Origin of the sequence: Phenylobacterium sp. (assembly GCF_037138395.1) — a bacterium.
Taxonomy (GTDB): Bacteria; Pseudomonadota; Alphaproteobacteria; order Caulobacterales; family Caulobacteraceae; genus Phenylobacterium.
The window spans coordinates 1-14,641 of the sequence record NZ_JBAXIM010000014.1; the positions used below are offsets into that span (position 1 = coordinate 1).

Annotated in this window: 11 protein-coding genes; all 11 read right to left on the reverse strand. The window is 68.0% G+C overall.

Going from position 1 to position 14,641, the window contains the following annotated elements; genetic code table 11:
• A partial coding sequence (gene rpsB / locus WCJ52_RS01970; protein WP_336901613.1) for a 30S ribosomal protein S2 occupies positions 1 to 826 on the reverse strand: 826 nt, incomplete at its 3' end.
• Between the two features lie 170 nt (positions 827 to 996).
• Positions 997 to 4,428 carry a DNA polymerase III subunit alpha gene (gene dnaE, locus WCJ52_RS01975; RefSeq protein ID WP_336901614.1) on the reverse strand — a complete coding sequence of 1,144 codons (3,432 nt, stop codon included), beginning with the start codon at positions 4,426 to 4,428 and terminating at the stop codon, positions 997 to 999.
• Between the two features lie 239 nt (positions 4,429 to 4,667).
• A complete protein-coding gene (locus WCJ52_RS01980) occupies positions 4,668 to 5,354 on the reverse strand; it encodes an ABC transporter ATP-binding protein (RefSeq protein ID WP_336901615.1) in 687 nt (228 codons plus the stop codon).
• Positions 5,347 to 6,651: a lipoprotein-releasing ABC transporter permease subunit gene (locus WCJ52_RS01985; protein ID WP_336901635.1), complete on the reverse strand. Its 1,305-nt coding sequence runs from the start codon at positions 6,649 to 6,651 to the stop codon at positions 5,347 to 5,349. The genes WCJ52_RS01980 and WCJ52_RS01985 overlap by 8 nt, the downstream gene beginning before the upstream one ends.
• Positions 6,652 to 6,897: 246 nt before the next feature.
• Complete coding sequence (locus tag WCJ52_RS01990) at positions 6,898 to 7,158, reverse strand: DUF1467 family protein (RefSeq protein ID WP_336901616.1); 261 nt, start codon at positions 7,156 to 7,158, stop codon at positions 6,898 to 6,900.
• Positions 7,155 to 7,580 carry a methylmalonyl-CoA epimerase gene (gene mce / locus WCJ52_RS01995; RefSeq protein WP_336901617.1) on the reverse strand — a complete coding sequence of 142 codons (426 nt, stop codon included), beginning with the start codon at positions 7,578 to 7,580 and terminating at the stop codon, positions 7,155 to 7,157. Before mce ends, WCJ52_RS01990 begins: the two co-directional genes overlap by 4 nt.
• 48 nt (positions 7,581 to 7,628) lie before the next feature.
• Positions 7,629 to 9,914: a CoA transferase gene (locus WCJ52_RS02000; protein ID WP_336901618.1), complete on the reverse strand. Its 2,286-nt coding sequence runs from the start codon at positions 9,912 to 9,914 to the stop codon at positions 7,629 to 7,631.
• Between the two features lie 75 nt (positions 9,915 to 9,989).
• On the reverse strand, positions 9,990 to 11,606 hold the full coding sequence (locus WCJ52_RS02005) for a ribonuclease J (protein WP_336901636.1): 1,617 nt from the start codon (positions 11,604 to 11,606) through the stop codon (positions 9,990 to 9,992).
• Positions 11,607 to 11,672: 66 nt separating this feature from the next.
• Positions 11,673 to 12,449 (reverse strand): type III pantothenate kinase, encoded by a 777-nt coding sequence (locus WCJ52_RS02010; RefSeq protein WP_336901637.1) that lies wholly within the window; start codon positions 12,447 to 12,449, stop codon positions 11,673 to 11,675.
• Entirely contained in the window at positions 12,446 to 13,189 is a 744-nt protein-coding gene (locus WCJ52_RS02015) for a biotin--[acetyl-CoA-carboxylase] ligase (protein ID WP_336901619.1), read from the reverse strand. Before WCJ52_RS02015 ends, WCJ52_RS02010 begins: the two co-directional genes overlap by 4 nt.
• Positions 13,190 to 14,626, reverse strand: a complete 1,437-nt coding sequence (nuoN, locus tag WCJ52_RS02020) for an NADH-quinone oxidoreductase subunit NuoN (protein WP_336901620.1) — start codon at positions 14,624 to 14,626, stop codon at positions 13,190 to 13,192.
• Between the last annotated feature and the right edge of the window lie 15 nt (positions 14,627 to 14,641).

Here is a 14,641-nt window from a genome sequence, read left to right on the forward strand (position 1 = left end):
GTGTAGCCTCGGGCACGGCCTCGGCAACGGCCACGGGTGCAGCCTCGGCAATGACCTCGACCACCGGTGGGACGACACGGGCCAGGGCGGGCTCGACCGGCTCGGACGAGGCGCCCAGGTCGACGCCGGAAGCGGCAGCACCAGCCGCCAGACCGTCAAGAACGGAGTCGGCCAGCAGGTCGCAGTAGAGCTGGATGGCGCGGGCGGCGTCATCATTCCCCGGGATCGGGTAGTTGATGCCGTCGGGATTGCAGTTGGTATCCAGGATGGCCACCACCGGAATGCCCAGCTTGCGAGCCTCCAGGATAGCGATGGCTTCCTTGTTGGTGTCGATGACGAACATTAGGTCAGGAATGCCGCCCATGTCCTTGATTCCGCCCAGCGACAGTTCAAGCTTGTCTCGCTCGCGGGTCAGCTGCAGCAACTCCTTCTTGGTGCGGGTGCCTTCGCCAGCCCCGAGGACGGCTTCGAGTTCGCGCAGGCGGCTGATCGAGCCCGACACCGTGCGCCAGTTGGTCAGGGTTCCCCCCAGCCAGCGGTGGTTCACATAGTACTGGGCGCAACGCCGGGCGGCCTGGGAGACCGGATCGGACGCCTGGCGCTTGGTGCCCACAAACAGGACGCGGCCGCCGCCGGCGGCGACTTCACGCACCTTCACCAGGGCCTGGTGAAGCAGGGGGATCGACTGCGAGAGATCGATGATGTGGATATTCGATCGGCTGCCGAAAATGTAGCGTTCCATCTTCGGGTTCCAGCGGTGTGTCTGGTGACCGAAGTGGGCGCCGGCTTCAAGCAGCTGACGCATAGAGAAATCGGGGAGCGCCATGGTGATGGTCCTCTTCTTCCGGTTAGCCTCCGCAGGTAAACCCCCCGGACGGGGGACCGGAACGGCGCCGCCGGGATGTCTCCCCGGCTCCACCGAACACCTGCGTGTGGAATGTCGCGGCCTTTAGGCCCGAAACGGCGAAAAAGCAAGTCCAGAAGCCAGACCCGGGCTCAGACGTCCTCGACGAAGACGACGCCTGGCGCCGTCTTCAGGGCCCCGCGCATGGCTGGCCCGAGGTCGAAACGACCTGGCAGGCGCAACTCGATCTCGCGTCCGCCCTCTACCGGCGCGACCAGGACGATCTCCCCGCCCCGCCCCGGTGCGGCGGCCGTCAGGCGGGCCTTCAGGGCCTCGATCTCCAGGCTTCGGGGAGCCACATGTACCCGCAAGCCGGCCACAGCGTTCTCGATGGCCGTCTCGACGGGTTCGACGTCGTCGCCGAAGAAACGTACCTCGCCATCCTTCGCCTTGGCTCGCACCTTAAGGGAGAGCGCCCGACCGGGCTCCAGCAGGTCCCGGCAGCGACGCAGGGACTCCGGTGGGAAGAGCACCTCGTATTCCCCGGAGGGATCGGAAAAGGTCACGAAGGCGAACTTGTCGCCGCTGGCCTGGGACGCACGCTCCTGGCGCCGCCGCACCACGCCGGCCATGCGGAAGGCCTCGGCCCCCGCCTCGGCCTTGGGGATGACCTCGGTCAGCAGGTCGGTCCGCCGGCGACGCAGGGCCGGCATCAGGTCCTCGAGGGGATGTCCGGACAAGTAGAACCCGACCGCCGCCAGTTCCTCGTCCAGGCGCCGGGTCGGGGACCAGGTCTCCACCCGGGGCAGGCGCGGACGCTGGGCCTCCACCTGGTCGCCGCCAAACAGGGATCCCTGGGCCGAGGCCCGCTCATCGGCGACGCTGTGGCCATAGCCGGCCAGGATTTCAGAGGATTCCATCAGCTGGGCGCGGTCATGCCCCAGGCTGTCGAAGGCGCCGGCCCGGGCGAGGGTCTCCAGGGTCCGGCGGTTGACTTGCCGGGGATCGACCCGCTCCACGAAGTCGAAGATATCGCGGAAGGGCCCGCCGGAGGCGCGGACCTCGACGAGATGCTCCATGGCCTGGAGACCCACATTCCGGATGCCGCCAAGGGCGTAGAGCACTTCGCCATCCTCGACCGTGAAGTCAGCGGAGGACCGGTTCACGTCTGGCGGACGGACCACCACGCCAAAGCGCCGGGCGTCCTGGTAGAAGACCGTCAGCTTGTCGGTATTTGAGATGTCCAGGCTCATCGAGGCGGCAAAGAACTCCACCGGGGCGTTCGCCTTGAGCCAAGCGGTCTGGTAGCCGATCAGGGCGTAGGGGGCGGCGTGACCCTTGTTGAAGCCATAGCCCGAGAACTTGGCCATCAGCTCGAAGAGGGTGTCGGCAAGGTCCGGATCCACCCCGCGCTCGGCGGAACCGGTAAGGAAACGGGCCCTTTGCTGGTCCATCTCCTCCTTCTTCTTCTTGCCCATGGCCCGGCGAAGGAGATCGGCCTCGCCCAGGGAGTAACCCGCCATGATGCGGGCGATGTTCATCACCTGCTCCTGGTAGACGATGACCCCGTAGGTCTCGGTCAGGACTGACTCCAGGAGGGGATGGTAGACGTTCAGGGGTTTGCGGCCAGCCTTGGTGTCCACATAGGCCGGGATGGAGTCCATCGGGCCGGGCCGGTAGAGCGAGATCAGCGCCGTGACGTCCTCGATGGAGTTGGGCCGTAACTGGCGCAGGGTGTCGCGCATGCCCTGCCCTTCCAGCTGGAAGACCCCCACCGTCTGGCCAGAGGCCATCAACTCGTAGGTGGCCGCATCATCCAGGGCCAGGCCCTCGAGGACAAAGTCCGCCCCGCGCCGGGCCAGGTGCTTCATGGCCCGGTCGATGACCGTCAGGGTCTTCAGGCCCAGGAAGTCGAACTTCACCAGGCCGGCGCTCTCCACCCACTTCATGTTGAACTGGGTCGCGGGCAGGTCCGAGCGGGGGTCACGATAGAGGGGGGACAACTCGGTCAGGGGCCGGTCGGCGATCACCACGCCGGCGGCGTGGGTGGAGGCATTGCGGTAGAGCCCTTCCAGTCGCAGGGCGATTTCCAGCAGGCGGGCGACGGACTCGTCCTCATCCCGGGCCTGCTGGAGGCGGGGCTCGATCTCGATGGCCCGCGCCAGGGTGACCGGGCTCGCGGGATTGGCCGGAACCATCTTAGCCAGCCGGTCGACCTGGCCCAGGGGCATCTGGAGGACCCGACCCACGTCCCTCAGGACCGCGCGGGCCTGCAGGGTACCGAAGGTGATGATCTGCGCCACCCGGTCGCGACCGTATCTTTGCTGGACGTAGGTGATCACCTCCTCCCGCCGCTCCTGGCAGAAGTCGATGTCGAAGTCGGGCATGGAGACCCGCTCGGGATTGAGGAAGCGCTCGAAGACCAGGCCGTAGCGGAGGGGATCCAGGCCCGTGATCATCAGGGACCAGGCCACCAGGGAGCTGGCGCCGGACCCCCGCCCGGGACCGACGGGAATCCCCTGCGACACCGCCCACTTCATGAAGTCCGAGACGATCAGGAAGTAGCCGGAGAAGCCCATCTTCTGGATAACGGAAATCTCCTGCTCCAGCCGGGCCTCGTAGGCTTCCAGCGGCAGGGCCGGGGCATGGGCGGCGAGCCGGAGACGAAGGCCCTCCCGGGCGTCGCTGGCCAATTCCTCGTCCTCGGTCCGGCCATCGGACGTCGGGAACCGGGGCAGGATGGGATCGCGCTTGACCACCATGAAGGCGCAGCGCCGGGCAATATCGATCGTATTGTCGCAGGCCTCGGGAAGGTCGGCGAAGAGGGCGCGCATGTCCGCGGCCGGCTTGAACCAGTGCTCTGGCGTCACCCGCCGGCGCTCCTCCTGGCCAATGAAGGCACCGTCGGCGATGCAGAGCAGCGCCTCGTGAGCGGAGTAGAGGTCTGCGTCCGGAAAGTAGACGTCGTTCGTGGCCACCAGGGGAACATCGTTGGCATAGGCCCATGCGACGAGCCCGGGCTCGGCGGCGGCCTGGCTGGCCAGGCCATGGCGCTGGACCTCGACATAAAACCGATCCCCGAAGGCTTCCGCCATTCTGGCCAGGGCGGCGGCACCTTCCTCCGCTTTTCCGGCCGCAAACAGAGGGTCGACGGGACCCTCTGTTCCGCCCGAGAGCAGGATCAGGCCTTCGGCCCGCGCTGCCACCTCTGACCAGGGAACCGAGGGCTCCTCGATCCCGTCGGCCTCCAGGAAGGCCTTTGAGGACAGTTCGGAAAGATTCAGGTAGCCGGCTTCCGACTGGGCCAGCAGGACGAGGGTCGGGGTCTTGGCCCAGCGCTCCGGAGACCGCCCGCCTATGCCCGTCACCGGCAGGGCACAGCCAACGATGGGCTGGATCCCGGCCTCCTTGCAGGCGACCGAGAACTCCAGGGCACCGAAGAGGTTGCAACGGTCCGCTATGGCGACGGTGGGCATCCCCTGAGACGCTGCGAGCCGACCCAGGGCCTCAGCCCGGACTGCGCCCTCCAGGAGGGAGTAGGCCGAGCGCACCCGCAGATGAATAAAGCCGCCTTCGATCGCCATCTGTCCGTTCCGCCTGCCACTGCCGCCTAGCCTGGAGGTCGTCCCAGGCCAGAGACCGTTGCGGTCTCCGTCAGGCTGCCAGAACCGCCACCTGGCACATCATCCAGACGAAGCCAGCCACCGATACAAAGGCCAGTGATTCCCTAACGAGTCGAGCCATGTCGCAATCCCCCAAAACCGTTCCTGAAATGTTCCTATTCCGGTTTTGTTCTCATTTCAAGGGGGTGATCGTGTAAAACTCAGACTGCGACGATCCGGCCCTGGCGCAGGGTCAGGATGCGGTCCATCCGGGCCGCCAGTTCAAGATTATGGGTGGCGATCAGGGCGGCGGCGCCCTGCCCCCGAACCATCGACCGAAGACTCTCGAACACGGCGGCCGAGGTCTCAGGGTCCAGGTTGCCCGTGGGCTCGTCCGCCAGCAGGATGCGAGGCTGGTTCGCCAGGGCACGGGCCACCGCCACCCTCTGCTGCTCGCCACCAGACATCTGGGCGGGCTGGTGCTCGAGCCGCTCCGCCAATCCCATCTCGCTCAGAAGGGCGCGGGCCCGGGTCCGCGCCTGGTCGGGGGATCGCCCGGCCATCAGCTGCGGAAGGACCACGTTTTCCTCGGCGGTGAATTCGGGCAACAGGTGGTGTGCCTGGTAGACGAAACCGATGGCGGACAGACGCACCCGGGTGCGCAGGGGGTCGGAGAGATCCGTACAATCCTGCCCCTCGACAAGGACGCGGCCAGAGGTAGGACGCTCCAGGAGGCCGGCAGCGTGAAGCAGGGACGACTTCCCCGAGCCGGAAGGCCCGACGAGGCCGACGATCTCGCCCTGCCTGAGATCCAGCTCCACCCCGTCCAGGACGTGGAGCAGGCGGTCGCCCGAGCGGTAGGTGCGGTGCAAGTCTCGCAGGGCCAGGACGACGCTGGGCTCACTCATATCGGAGGGCCTCCACGGGATCGAGCCGGCTGGCCTGCCAGGCAGGCGGCAGTGTCGCCAGGAAGGAGGCCGCCAGGGACCAGGCCAGGATCATCATGACCTCACCCCAGTCGACCTGTGCGGGGATCCGAGACAGGTAGTAGACGTCCGAGGCGAAGACCCGGGCACCGGTCACCCACTCTACAGCCTGCTGGATCGGGCCGATGAAGGTGCAGAACAGGACGCCCAGGGCGAGGCCCGTGAGGGCGCCCGCCACGCCGACGGCGGCACCGGCCATGAAGAAGATGCGCAGGATCGACCCCTGCCCCGCCCCCATGGTCCGCAGGATGGCGATGTCACGGCCCTTGTTCTTCACCAGCATGATCAGGCCCGAGATGATGTTCGCCGCCGCGATCAGGACGAGCATCATCAGGATCAGCCGCATGACATTGCGCTCGACCTTCAGGGCACCCCAGAAGGCAGCGTTGCGTTCTGTCCAATCCGTGACCGTGGCCGCCGGCCCGGCGATGCGAGCGACCTCGGACTTGAGCGCTGCAGCCTTGTCCGGATCCGCCAGCCTGAGCTCGATGAAATCCGGCGCGCCCTCCCGGCCGAAGAACAGGCCCGCCTGCTCAATGGGCATGTAGAGAAAGGTCTGGTCGTACTCGCTCATGCCGACGCTGAAGAGTCCGCCGACGATGTAGGTCTTGCGCTGGGGCGCCTCACCAAAAGCGGTCGCAGCGCCAGTCGGCGAGATCAGGGTGATAGGGTCCCCCGGCCTCAGTCCAAGGCTCGCGGCCAGACGCTCGCCGACCAGGACCTTTTCGCCGCCGAACTCGCCCTCGCCCCAGCCGTCGAGGCCGCCAGGCGTGACATTTCGGGAGACCAGGCGCGTGGCCAGCAGGTCCTTTCGGGAGACACCGCGGACGACAGCGCCGGCGACCTGGCCATCGCCGACGGCCATGACCTGGCCCTCCAGGACCTGCGCGGCCTGGACGACCCCCGGCAGGCCCGAAAGCCGCCGGGCGAGCGCCGCCGGATCGAGCCCGGCGGCGGGCGCCGAGGTGACGAAGACATGGCCATTGAAACCCAGGATCCGGGACAGGAGCTCGGCCCGGAACCCGTTCATCACGCTCATGACGATAATCAGGACGGCCACGGCCAGGGCGATCCCGACATAGGCGATCACACCGATCAGGGCGACGCCGCCCTCGCGGCGCCGTGAGCGGAGGTAGCGCCCGGCGACCATGCGCTCCCAGCGGCTGAAGGGGCCGGCGGGCTGGACGGTCTGCGGATCGGGGGAAAGGGAGGCGGCCATGGACTCGCGGGAGTTGAAGACCGGATCGCTATGCCCCGCTTTGCGGACGAAAAGAAGGCCGCCCGGGAGCTGGGCGACCTTCTCCATCTCGGGGAGATCTCCGACTTGCATCGGTAGGGATAGAAAAGCCGGTCCTGCCTGGCCTGTCCCGAAAGAGGTAGCCCTGCCGGTGGACTTTTGTAGCGGTGCCCGAAGCCTGTGCGATCAAAGGCAAAGGTGCCCCCGGAACAGGCGTTAGCCCCCGTCTCAGACCGGACGCCGCCCCAGGACAAGCTGGATAAGACCGAAGTGCAGGAGCAGGAAGAAGACTAGGAAGATCACCGCTGACACCACGGTCGTGAGCAGGAACTTCTCCTTCAGGCGTGGGTTGACCGGTGACGCCGGATCGCCGCCCCCAGGGGGCTTGATCCCGGCTTCGGCGAACGACTTCGCGCCCAAGGGCAGGACCCCAAAGAGCACGGTCCACCAGATGGTGAGGTAGATGGCGATGGCGGTGAAGGGGTTCATGGGTGGGCGACCTTCGGGGTCTCCATCAGCTCCACCAGGACCCCGCCCATGGTCTTCGGATGAACAAAGATCACCGGCGTGCCATGGGCCCCGATCCTGGGGATACCATTGTTCAGCACGGTCGCGCCCTTGGCCACCATGTCGTCACGAGCTGCAAGGATGTCCGCGACCTCGAAACAGACGTGGTGCTGACCGCCCGACGGGTTCCTCGCCAGGAAGCCCTGCAGGGGTGAGGTCTCGCCGAGGGGCTCGATCAGCTCGATCTGGCTGTTGTGCAGGTCGACGAAGCAGACATTGACGCCCTGCTCCGGCATGGCCTTGACCGCCGAGATGTGCGTGGCGCCGAGGACGTCGCGATAGAGCTTAACGGACTCGGCGATTGAGGGGGTGGCAACCCCGACATGGTTCAGTCTTCCAATCATTCTGGATGCATACAACGGCGCAGGGCCGGCGTCATCCATGACCCAGGGTCACTGGATGAAGAGGGCCGCGCCGCCGTCCCGCAGGTGGGTCCGGGCCGCAGCCGGCTCGAAGACCGCGCCGGACCCAAGCAGGGCCTCGATCCGCTCCGCCGACAGGCCGAAGTCCGCAAGCACCTCGCGCGTGTGCTCGCCGGCATCGGGGACAGGATGGCGGAAGCCGCCTGGCGTACGGTCGAAGTCGGCGTAACTGCGCACCCCCACCGCCTCGCCCAGGCGCGGGTGCTTCCAGGCCACGAAGACACCGTTCTCCGCCAGCCAGGAATCCTCGTAGGCCTCGTAGCCGCGGACGCAGGGGATGCAGGGAACACCCGCCGCCTCCAGGGCGTCCAGGACCCCGTCGCGGGTACGTCCCGCCAGTATGTCTGCCAGGCGCCCGGCAAGGGGCCCCTCGGGGGGCGCCGAGAGGGCGTCCGCGGGATCCGCCGGCGTCCCGAGAACGGTCAGCAGGGCCTCTGCCTCGACGAGGCTCTCGGCGGCAACGGCAAGCCATCCGTCCTGGCATTCGTAATAACGGTGGACCGGGCTGAGCCCCAGGCAGTCGACCCCGCCCTTAGGTGCCGGGGGCCGTCCCTCCCAGGTCACGACCTCACCCAGCTGGAAGGTGAGGCTCTGGGCCAGCAGGCTGGTGATGACCTCCTGCCCCTCCCCGGTCTGGTGACGGGCGTTGAGGGCCGAGAGGATGCCAAAGGCGACAATGCCGGCGGTGGCCACGTCATTGACGGCAATGGTGTGCAGGACCGGCTCGGCGTCGCCGCCCTGGGCCGCCATCATGCCGCCCTCGGCCTGCAGCAGGGGATCGAAGCCCGGCAGGGGCGCCCGGGGACCGGCATCGCCGTAGGCGTTGACAGAGCAGGAGATGATCCGGGGATTGACCTGGCGCAGGGCCTCATAGTCCACGCCCAGCCGCTTGCGCACACCGAAACGGTAGTTGTCGAGCACCACGTCGGACTGGCGGACAAGGTCGAGGAACATTTCCTTCGCCCCGGGCTGCTTCAGGTCGACGCCCAGCCCGCGCTTGCCACGGTTACAGGTGAGGAAGGGCCCGCCATCCGAGCGGAAGGGATCGCCGTCGGGGGACTCGATCTTGATGACCTCGGCGCCAAGGTTGGCGAGGACGGCCCCGGCCAAGGCGCCGGCGATGACCGAACCCATGTCGAGGACCCGCACACCCTCCAAGGGCCGGCTGGCCCCAGGCCCGGCGGCGAGGGGCTGATTTGGTGCCCAGACGGGAAGCGGGCCAGGTGCCGGAAGTGAACGGACCGAGGCGGGCGTCGCCGAAAGCCGGACGGGCGGCCCGGGCATGGCCAGCCGACCCCGGACCGGATCGTCGAATTCCAACCGAAGCCCCGCATCCCGCACCACCTCGCCAGCGAACCAGGTGGTCCGGTCGCCCACCGGCGCACAGGGCACTCCGGCCTCGGTCAAGAGGCCCAGCCAGTGCGTCCGGGGCTGGCTCCGGAAGATGTCCTCCAGCACTTCAAGGGCGAGCTGGGGGTTCAGGGCCAGTCCCTCCCAGTGGGCGCCGAGGCCCAGGGCGTCGATCGCCTTGCGGTAGAAGGGCATGAAGAGGGTGGCCATGAAGAACCAGTTCCCGTCACCACACTGGTAGAGACGATAGCTGGGAGAGCCCCCCTGGGGGGTGCCGCGCGGTAGGCGGGGCTGGTCCAGAACCATGACCACGCCGCCAACCTCGGACACCCCGTTGAGGCCGCTCACCGTCACCGCCTGGCCCTGACCCGAGGCGCCGCGTTCATAGAGCGCCGCCCCCATGGCCGCGGCGCCCATCACGGCCTGACCATACCAGGCCAGGGGCAGGATCATGTGGACAGGGCTGTCGCCATAGGCCCCCTGCCGGAAGGCGATGCCGGAGGCCGCCGCCAGCAGGCTGTGCCGGGGCGGCATTCGGCTCCACCGGCCTCGGGTGCCATAGGGCGGCATCCAGACGTGGATCAGATCCGGCGCAACCTCCCGGAGGGTCGCGGCGTCCAGGCCGAGGGCCTCCAGGTCGCCCGGAGGGTGATCGAAGACCGCAATGTCGGCGGCCCTGGCCAGGTCCCGGGCCTTTTCAAGGTCGGACGGGTCCGAAAGGTCCAGGGTGACGATGCGCTTGTTGCGGTTCCAGGCCGGATAGCCGGGATGGTCCTTCAGCCGGTCCCCGCCCAGCGGCTCGACCTTGACGACCTCGGCTTCGAAGTCACCCAGCAGCATGCAGGCCATGGGCCCGGCCACGCCCTGCGTGAAATCAGCGATACGCACACCCTTGTAGGCCGACATGCCCCTCTCCCCCTTTTTGCTCTTGGCGGAAGGGTCTGCGAAAGCCGAGCCGCTGGCAAGGTGCCGGGTTGCGTCTCAGAGCCTCAGGAGGGTGGTCTGGACCAGGGGGCGGCGGCCCCAGATTCGCTGGGCGGCCTTTTTGAGGGCCCGGGAGATGGCGGCTTCCACCTCGGCATCGATCTCGCGTTGGTCGCCATCCAAACGCCGCACGGCGGCCTCGGCGGCATCGGCCAGGTCGTCGAGCAGGTCGTCCAGTGGTCGCTCCGGGTCACCGGGCAGGCCGACCGCGCGGACCTGGGGGCCGGAGGCGATACGGCCCCGGCCGTCCATGACCAGGGCGGCGTGGAGGACACCGCTGGAGGCGGCAAGGCGCCGCTCGCGCAGGGGCTCGCCATCCTGGGGGGTCAGGAAGCCGCCATCGATATAGATGCGTCCGGCGGGGACCTCGTCGATGATCTCAGCCCGGCCCGGCGCGAGGCGCACCATGTCGCCGTTCCGGAGGGCCACCGTCTGCGGTACCTGCAGCTCCCGGGCGAAGGCGGCGTGCTCGAGCAGGTGCCGCCGCTCGCCATGGGTGGGTATCGAGATCTGGGGCCGGGCCCAGGCGTACATGTCGGCCAGTTCGTCCCTGCAGGGATGGCCGGACACGTGGATGCCCGGGTGCTCCCGGTCGGTGATGAGCCTGACCCCGCGCTCGGCCAGCCGGTTCTGCATGTCCTGGATGGCGATGTCGTTTCCGGGGATGACCCGGCTGGAGAAGATAACGGTATCCCCCGCCCCCAGTCGGATGTGGGGATGGGAGGCGTCTGAGATGCGCGAGAGGGCCGCTCTCGGCTCACCCTGGCTGCCCGTGCACAGCAGGAGGACCTGGTCGGGCGGCAGGTGCGAGGCCTGGGCCTCGGAGATGAAGCCTTGGGAATCCACGTCCATGCCCACATGGCGCGCAGCGGCAGCCATCCGGATCATCGAACGGCCCACGAGGCAGATCTTCCGCCCTGCCCTCCGTCCAGCGACGATGGCGGTCTCCATGCGCGCCACGTTGGAGGCGAAACAGGCGACGGCGACCCGGCCGGTCTGGGCGGCGATGACCTTGACCAGTTCTTCCCGAACGTCGGCCTCGGACCCCGCCCGCCCCTCCACGAAGACATTGGTGGAATCGCAGATCATGGCCAGGACGCCCTCATCGCCGAGATGGCGCAGGGTCTCAGTGTCGGTGACCTCACCCAGCAGGGGGTTGGGGTCGATCTTCCAGTCGCCGGTGTGCAGAACCACCCCCAGGGGCGTGCGGATCACCAGGCCGTTAGGCTCGGGGATGGAGTGAGTCAGGGTGACCATCTCCACGTCGAAGGGCCCCAGGACCACGCGCCCGCCGAGGGGCACGATGTTCAGCTCGACCTCATCCTCGAGGTTCCGTTCCCGCAGCTTCTCTCGCAGGAGGAAGGCGGTGAAGGGCGTCGCGTAGAGGGGGGCCCGCAGGCGCGGCCAGAGCCAGGCCACGGCGCCGATGTGGTCTTCATGCGCGTGGGTCAGGACGATCCCGAGGATGTCATCGGCATGCGCCTCGATCCAGCTCGGGTCCGGGAGGATGATGTCGACGCCGGGCGTATCCTGCCCACCGAAGGTCACGCCCAGGTCCGCCACGATCCAGCGACGCCGGTCTGGGGGGCCGTAACCGTAGAGGTTGAAGTTCATACCGATCTCGTCGGACCCGCCGAGGGGCAGGAAAACGAGTTCGTCGTCGGGGCGCGGGCCTGCCACTTAGCGGACTCCTGAATTGCGGCGATGGATTTCCAGCAGGCCCCGGATGGTCAGGTCGGAGTCAAAATGGTCGATGGCGTCGGTGGCACCCTGGAAGAGGGAGGCCACCCCTCCGGTGGCGACCACAGTCATGGGTCGCCCCCACTCAGCCTTGATTCGGGCAATAAGCCCCTCGATGAGGGCGATATAGCCCCAGAAGACGCCGGACTGCATGGCCCCCACCGTATCCCTGCCGATCGTCTTTACCGGGCGGCGTATGGCCACCCGGGGCAGCTTGGCGGCCGCAGTGTGTAGGGCCTCCATGGAGAGATTGATACCTGGGGCAATGACGCCACCCTCGAAGCCCCCGTCGGCGGCGACGATGTCGAAGGTGGTGGCGGTGCCGGAGTCGATGATGATCAGATCCCCGGCAAAGACCGCGTGGGCCCCGATGGCGTTGACCAGCCGGTCCGCGCCGGCCTCGGAGGGCTTCTCCAGGCGCACGGGAATGCCGAGGTCGACATTCTCGCCGATCACCAGGGGCTCTACCTTCAGGTAGCGCCGGGCGAGGTTACGCAGGTTGAAGACCGACTGGGGTACGACGCTGGAGATGATGCAGGCGTCGAGCATCTCGAACTTCAGTTCGGTCATGGCGAGCAGCTGGAACATCCACGCCGCGTACTCGTCCGCCGTCCGCGTGGACTGGGTGGCGGTGCGCCACTGGGCGACCCAATCGCTTCCGTCATGCACCGCAAAGAGGGTGTTGGTGTTGCCCTGTTCGATGGCCAGCAGCATCAGTCGCCTCCGAAGAAAACATCGCCGGCGGTGATCCGGACCGTCTCGCCGCCGTCCAGGCGCAGGCGCAGGGCGCCGTCAGCGTCCAGGGCTTCTGCAACGCCCGAAAGGGTCCGGTCGGGAAGCCGGGCCGTGCAGGGACCGCCGAGGCCATCCGCCAGCCCGGTCCAGGCCGCGGCGACCGGGGCGAAGCCTTCCCGCGACCAGACCTGCTGCCAGGCCTCGAAACGCTCGGCGAGGCGGACAAGAAAGGCGGCCGGGGACGGCGGCTGGAAGCCTGCAATGTCCGCAAGGGCGCTGGCCGGGCGCTCGACCTGGTCGGCGGGCGGTGCCAGGGCCAGGTTGACGCCGATCCCGACCGCCAGCCAAAGGCCGCCTCCCGGCCTTGGCCCAGACTCCAGGAGAATGCCCGCCGCCTTGCCGCCGGCGACATAGAGATCATTGGGCCAGCGGAGCCTCGAGGCGGTGGGGCCAGCCAGGGCATTGACGGTCTCGCAGAGGGCGACCGCGGCAACGAAGGACACCTGGGCCGCCTGGGCCGGAAGCTGGTCGACCGGGGTCAGGAGGGTGGCGGCAAGGTTCCCCTCGCCGCCCCGCCAGGGTCGTCCGCGCCGGCCGCGGCCAGCCGTCTGTTCCAGGGCGTGGATCCAGACCGGACCGAAGTCCCCGGCCTCGGCCCGTCGCCGGGCCTCGGCGTTGGTCGAGTCGAGGACTGCGTGGCTCTCGATGGGCGGGAGGCTCACCTAGCCCAGGCCGAGCGCGGCGGCGGCCGCTTTGGCGTAACTGTCGATCGCCGGCATCAGGGCCAGCACCACCGGAAAGGTGAAGGCTGCGGCACTGATGGCGATGATCCCGGCTTCGACGGGCGGCGTATCGGTGGGCCCAGGCGCCGGGTCGAGCCACATCACCTTGACCAGGCGCAGGTAGTAGAAGGCGGCGATGACGGTGCCGACCAGGGCCGCAACGGCGGCCCAGAGCAGGATGGGATCACCGGCATTCACCGCCGCCTTGAAGACATAGTACTTCCCCCAGAAGCCGGCGAAGGGCGGCAGGCCCAGACCCGACAGGGCGAAGATGGTCAGGGCCAGGCTGAGCCAGGGGCGCTGCTGGAAGAGGCCCGCCATATCCCCGAGGGTCTCGAGGGGCCGGCCGTTGCGCGACAGGGCCGCAAGGCAGGCGAAGAAGCCCATCACCGACACGCTGTAGAGGGCCATGAAGACGAGCATGGCCTGGATCCCCTCGGCAGTACCCGCCGCAAGTCCAAGGACCGCGTATCCGACGTTGGCGATGGAGGAATAGGCCCAGAGGCGCTTCAGGTTGGTCTGGGCCAGGCCCGCCAGAGCCCCCACAGCCACGGAGGCCAGGGCGATCAGGATGAGGACCTGGCGCCACTGTGGGATGGCTTCGGGGAAGGCTTCGGCCAGGACCCGGGCGAAGAGCAGCATGGCGGCCAGCTTCGGCGCCCCGGCGAAATAGGCCACCACTGGCGTAGGCGCGCCCTCGTAGACGTCCGGCGTCCACATGTGGAAGGGCGCGGCCGAGATCTTGAAGGCCAGGCCGCAGATCATGAAGACCAGGCCGAAGAGGATGCCGGTTCCGGCCTGCCCCTGCACCGCCGCCGCAATGGCGTCAAAGCGGATGGCGCCGGAAAAGCCGTAGACGAGGGAGGCGCCATAGAGCAACAGGCCCGAGGACAGGGCGCCCAGGACGAAGTATTTCAGGCCGGCCTCCGAGGCCTTGGCATCATCCCTCTGCAGGGCAGCCAGGACGTAGAGGGCAAGGGACTGGAGTTCCACGCCGACATAGAGGGACAAGAGGTCGCCCGCCCCCGCCATCATCCCCATGCCGAGGGCGGCCAGGAGGATGAGGACCGGGAATTCGAAAAGCCGGATCCCCCGCCGGGCGAACCAGCCCTGTCCAAGGGGGATCGCCACCAGGCTGCTCAGATAGATCACCACCTGGGCGAAGACCGAGGCCGCGTCGGCGGACAGGGCCCCGTGAAATGCCAGTCCCCTGGGGCCTGTGGCGGCTGCGAAGGTTGCGATAGCCAGGGCGGCCATGGCCCCAAAGCCGACCACCCGGTCCGGGCGCGGCAGGAAGGCCCCTATGACCAGCAGGGCAAGCGCCGCTAAGGCGAGGATGAGCTGGGGCGTAGCGAGGGCGAGGTCAGTGGTGAACATTGCGGTTTCCTTTGA

What these genes read in the sequence shown, in the direction of transcription:
- WCJ52_RS01980 (WP_336901615.1), bottom strand. Translation starts at nt 5,354, where the DNA reads ATGAGTGAGCCCAGCGTCGTCCTGGCCCTGCGAGACTTGCACCGCACC.
- dnaE (WP_336901614.1), bottom strand. Translation starts at nt 4,428, where the DNA reads ATGGCGATCGAAGGCGGCTTTATTCATCTGCGGGTGCGCTCGGCCTAC.
- WCJ52_RS02000 (WP_336901618.1), bottom strand. Translation starts at nt 9,914, where the DNA reads ATGTCGGCCTACAAGGGTGTGCGTATCGCTGATTTCACGCAGGGCGTG.
- WCJ52_RS01990 (WP_336901616.1), bottom strand. Translation starts at nt 7,158, where the DNA reads ATGAACCCCTTCACCGCCATCGCCATCTACCTCACCATCTGGTGGACC.
- mce (WP_336901617.1), bottom strand. Translation starts at nt 7,580, where the DNA reads ATGATTGGAAGACTGAACCATGTCGGGGTTGCCACCCCCTCAATCGCC.
- WCJ52_RS01985 (WP_336901635.1), bottom strand. Translation starts at nt 6,651, where the DNA reads ATGGCCGCCTCCCTTTCCCCCGATCCGCAGACCGTCCAGCCCGCCGGC.
- WCJ52_RS02005 (WP_336901636.1), bottom strand. Translation starts at nt 11,606, where the DNA reads ATGAACTTCAACCTCTACGGTTACGGCCCCCCAGACCGGCGTCGCTGG.
- nuoN (WP_336901620.1), bottom strand. Translation starts at nt 14,626, where the DNA reads ATGTTCACCACTGACCTCGCCCTCGCTACGCCCCAGCTCATCCTCGCC.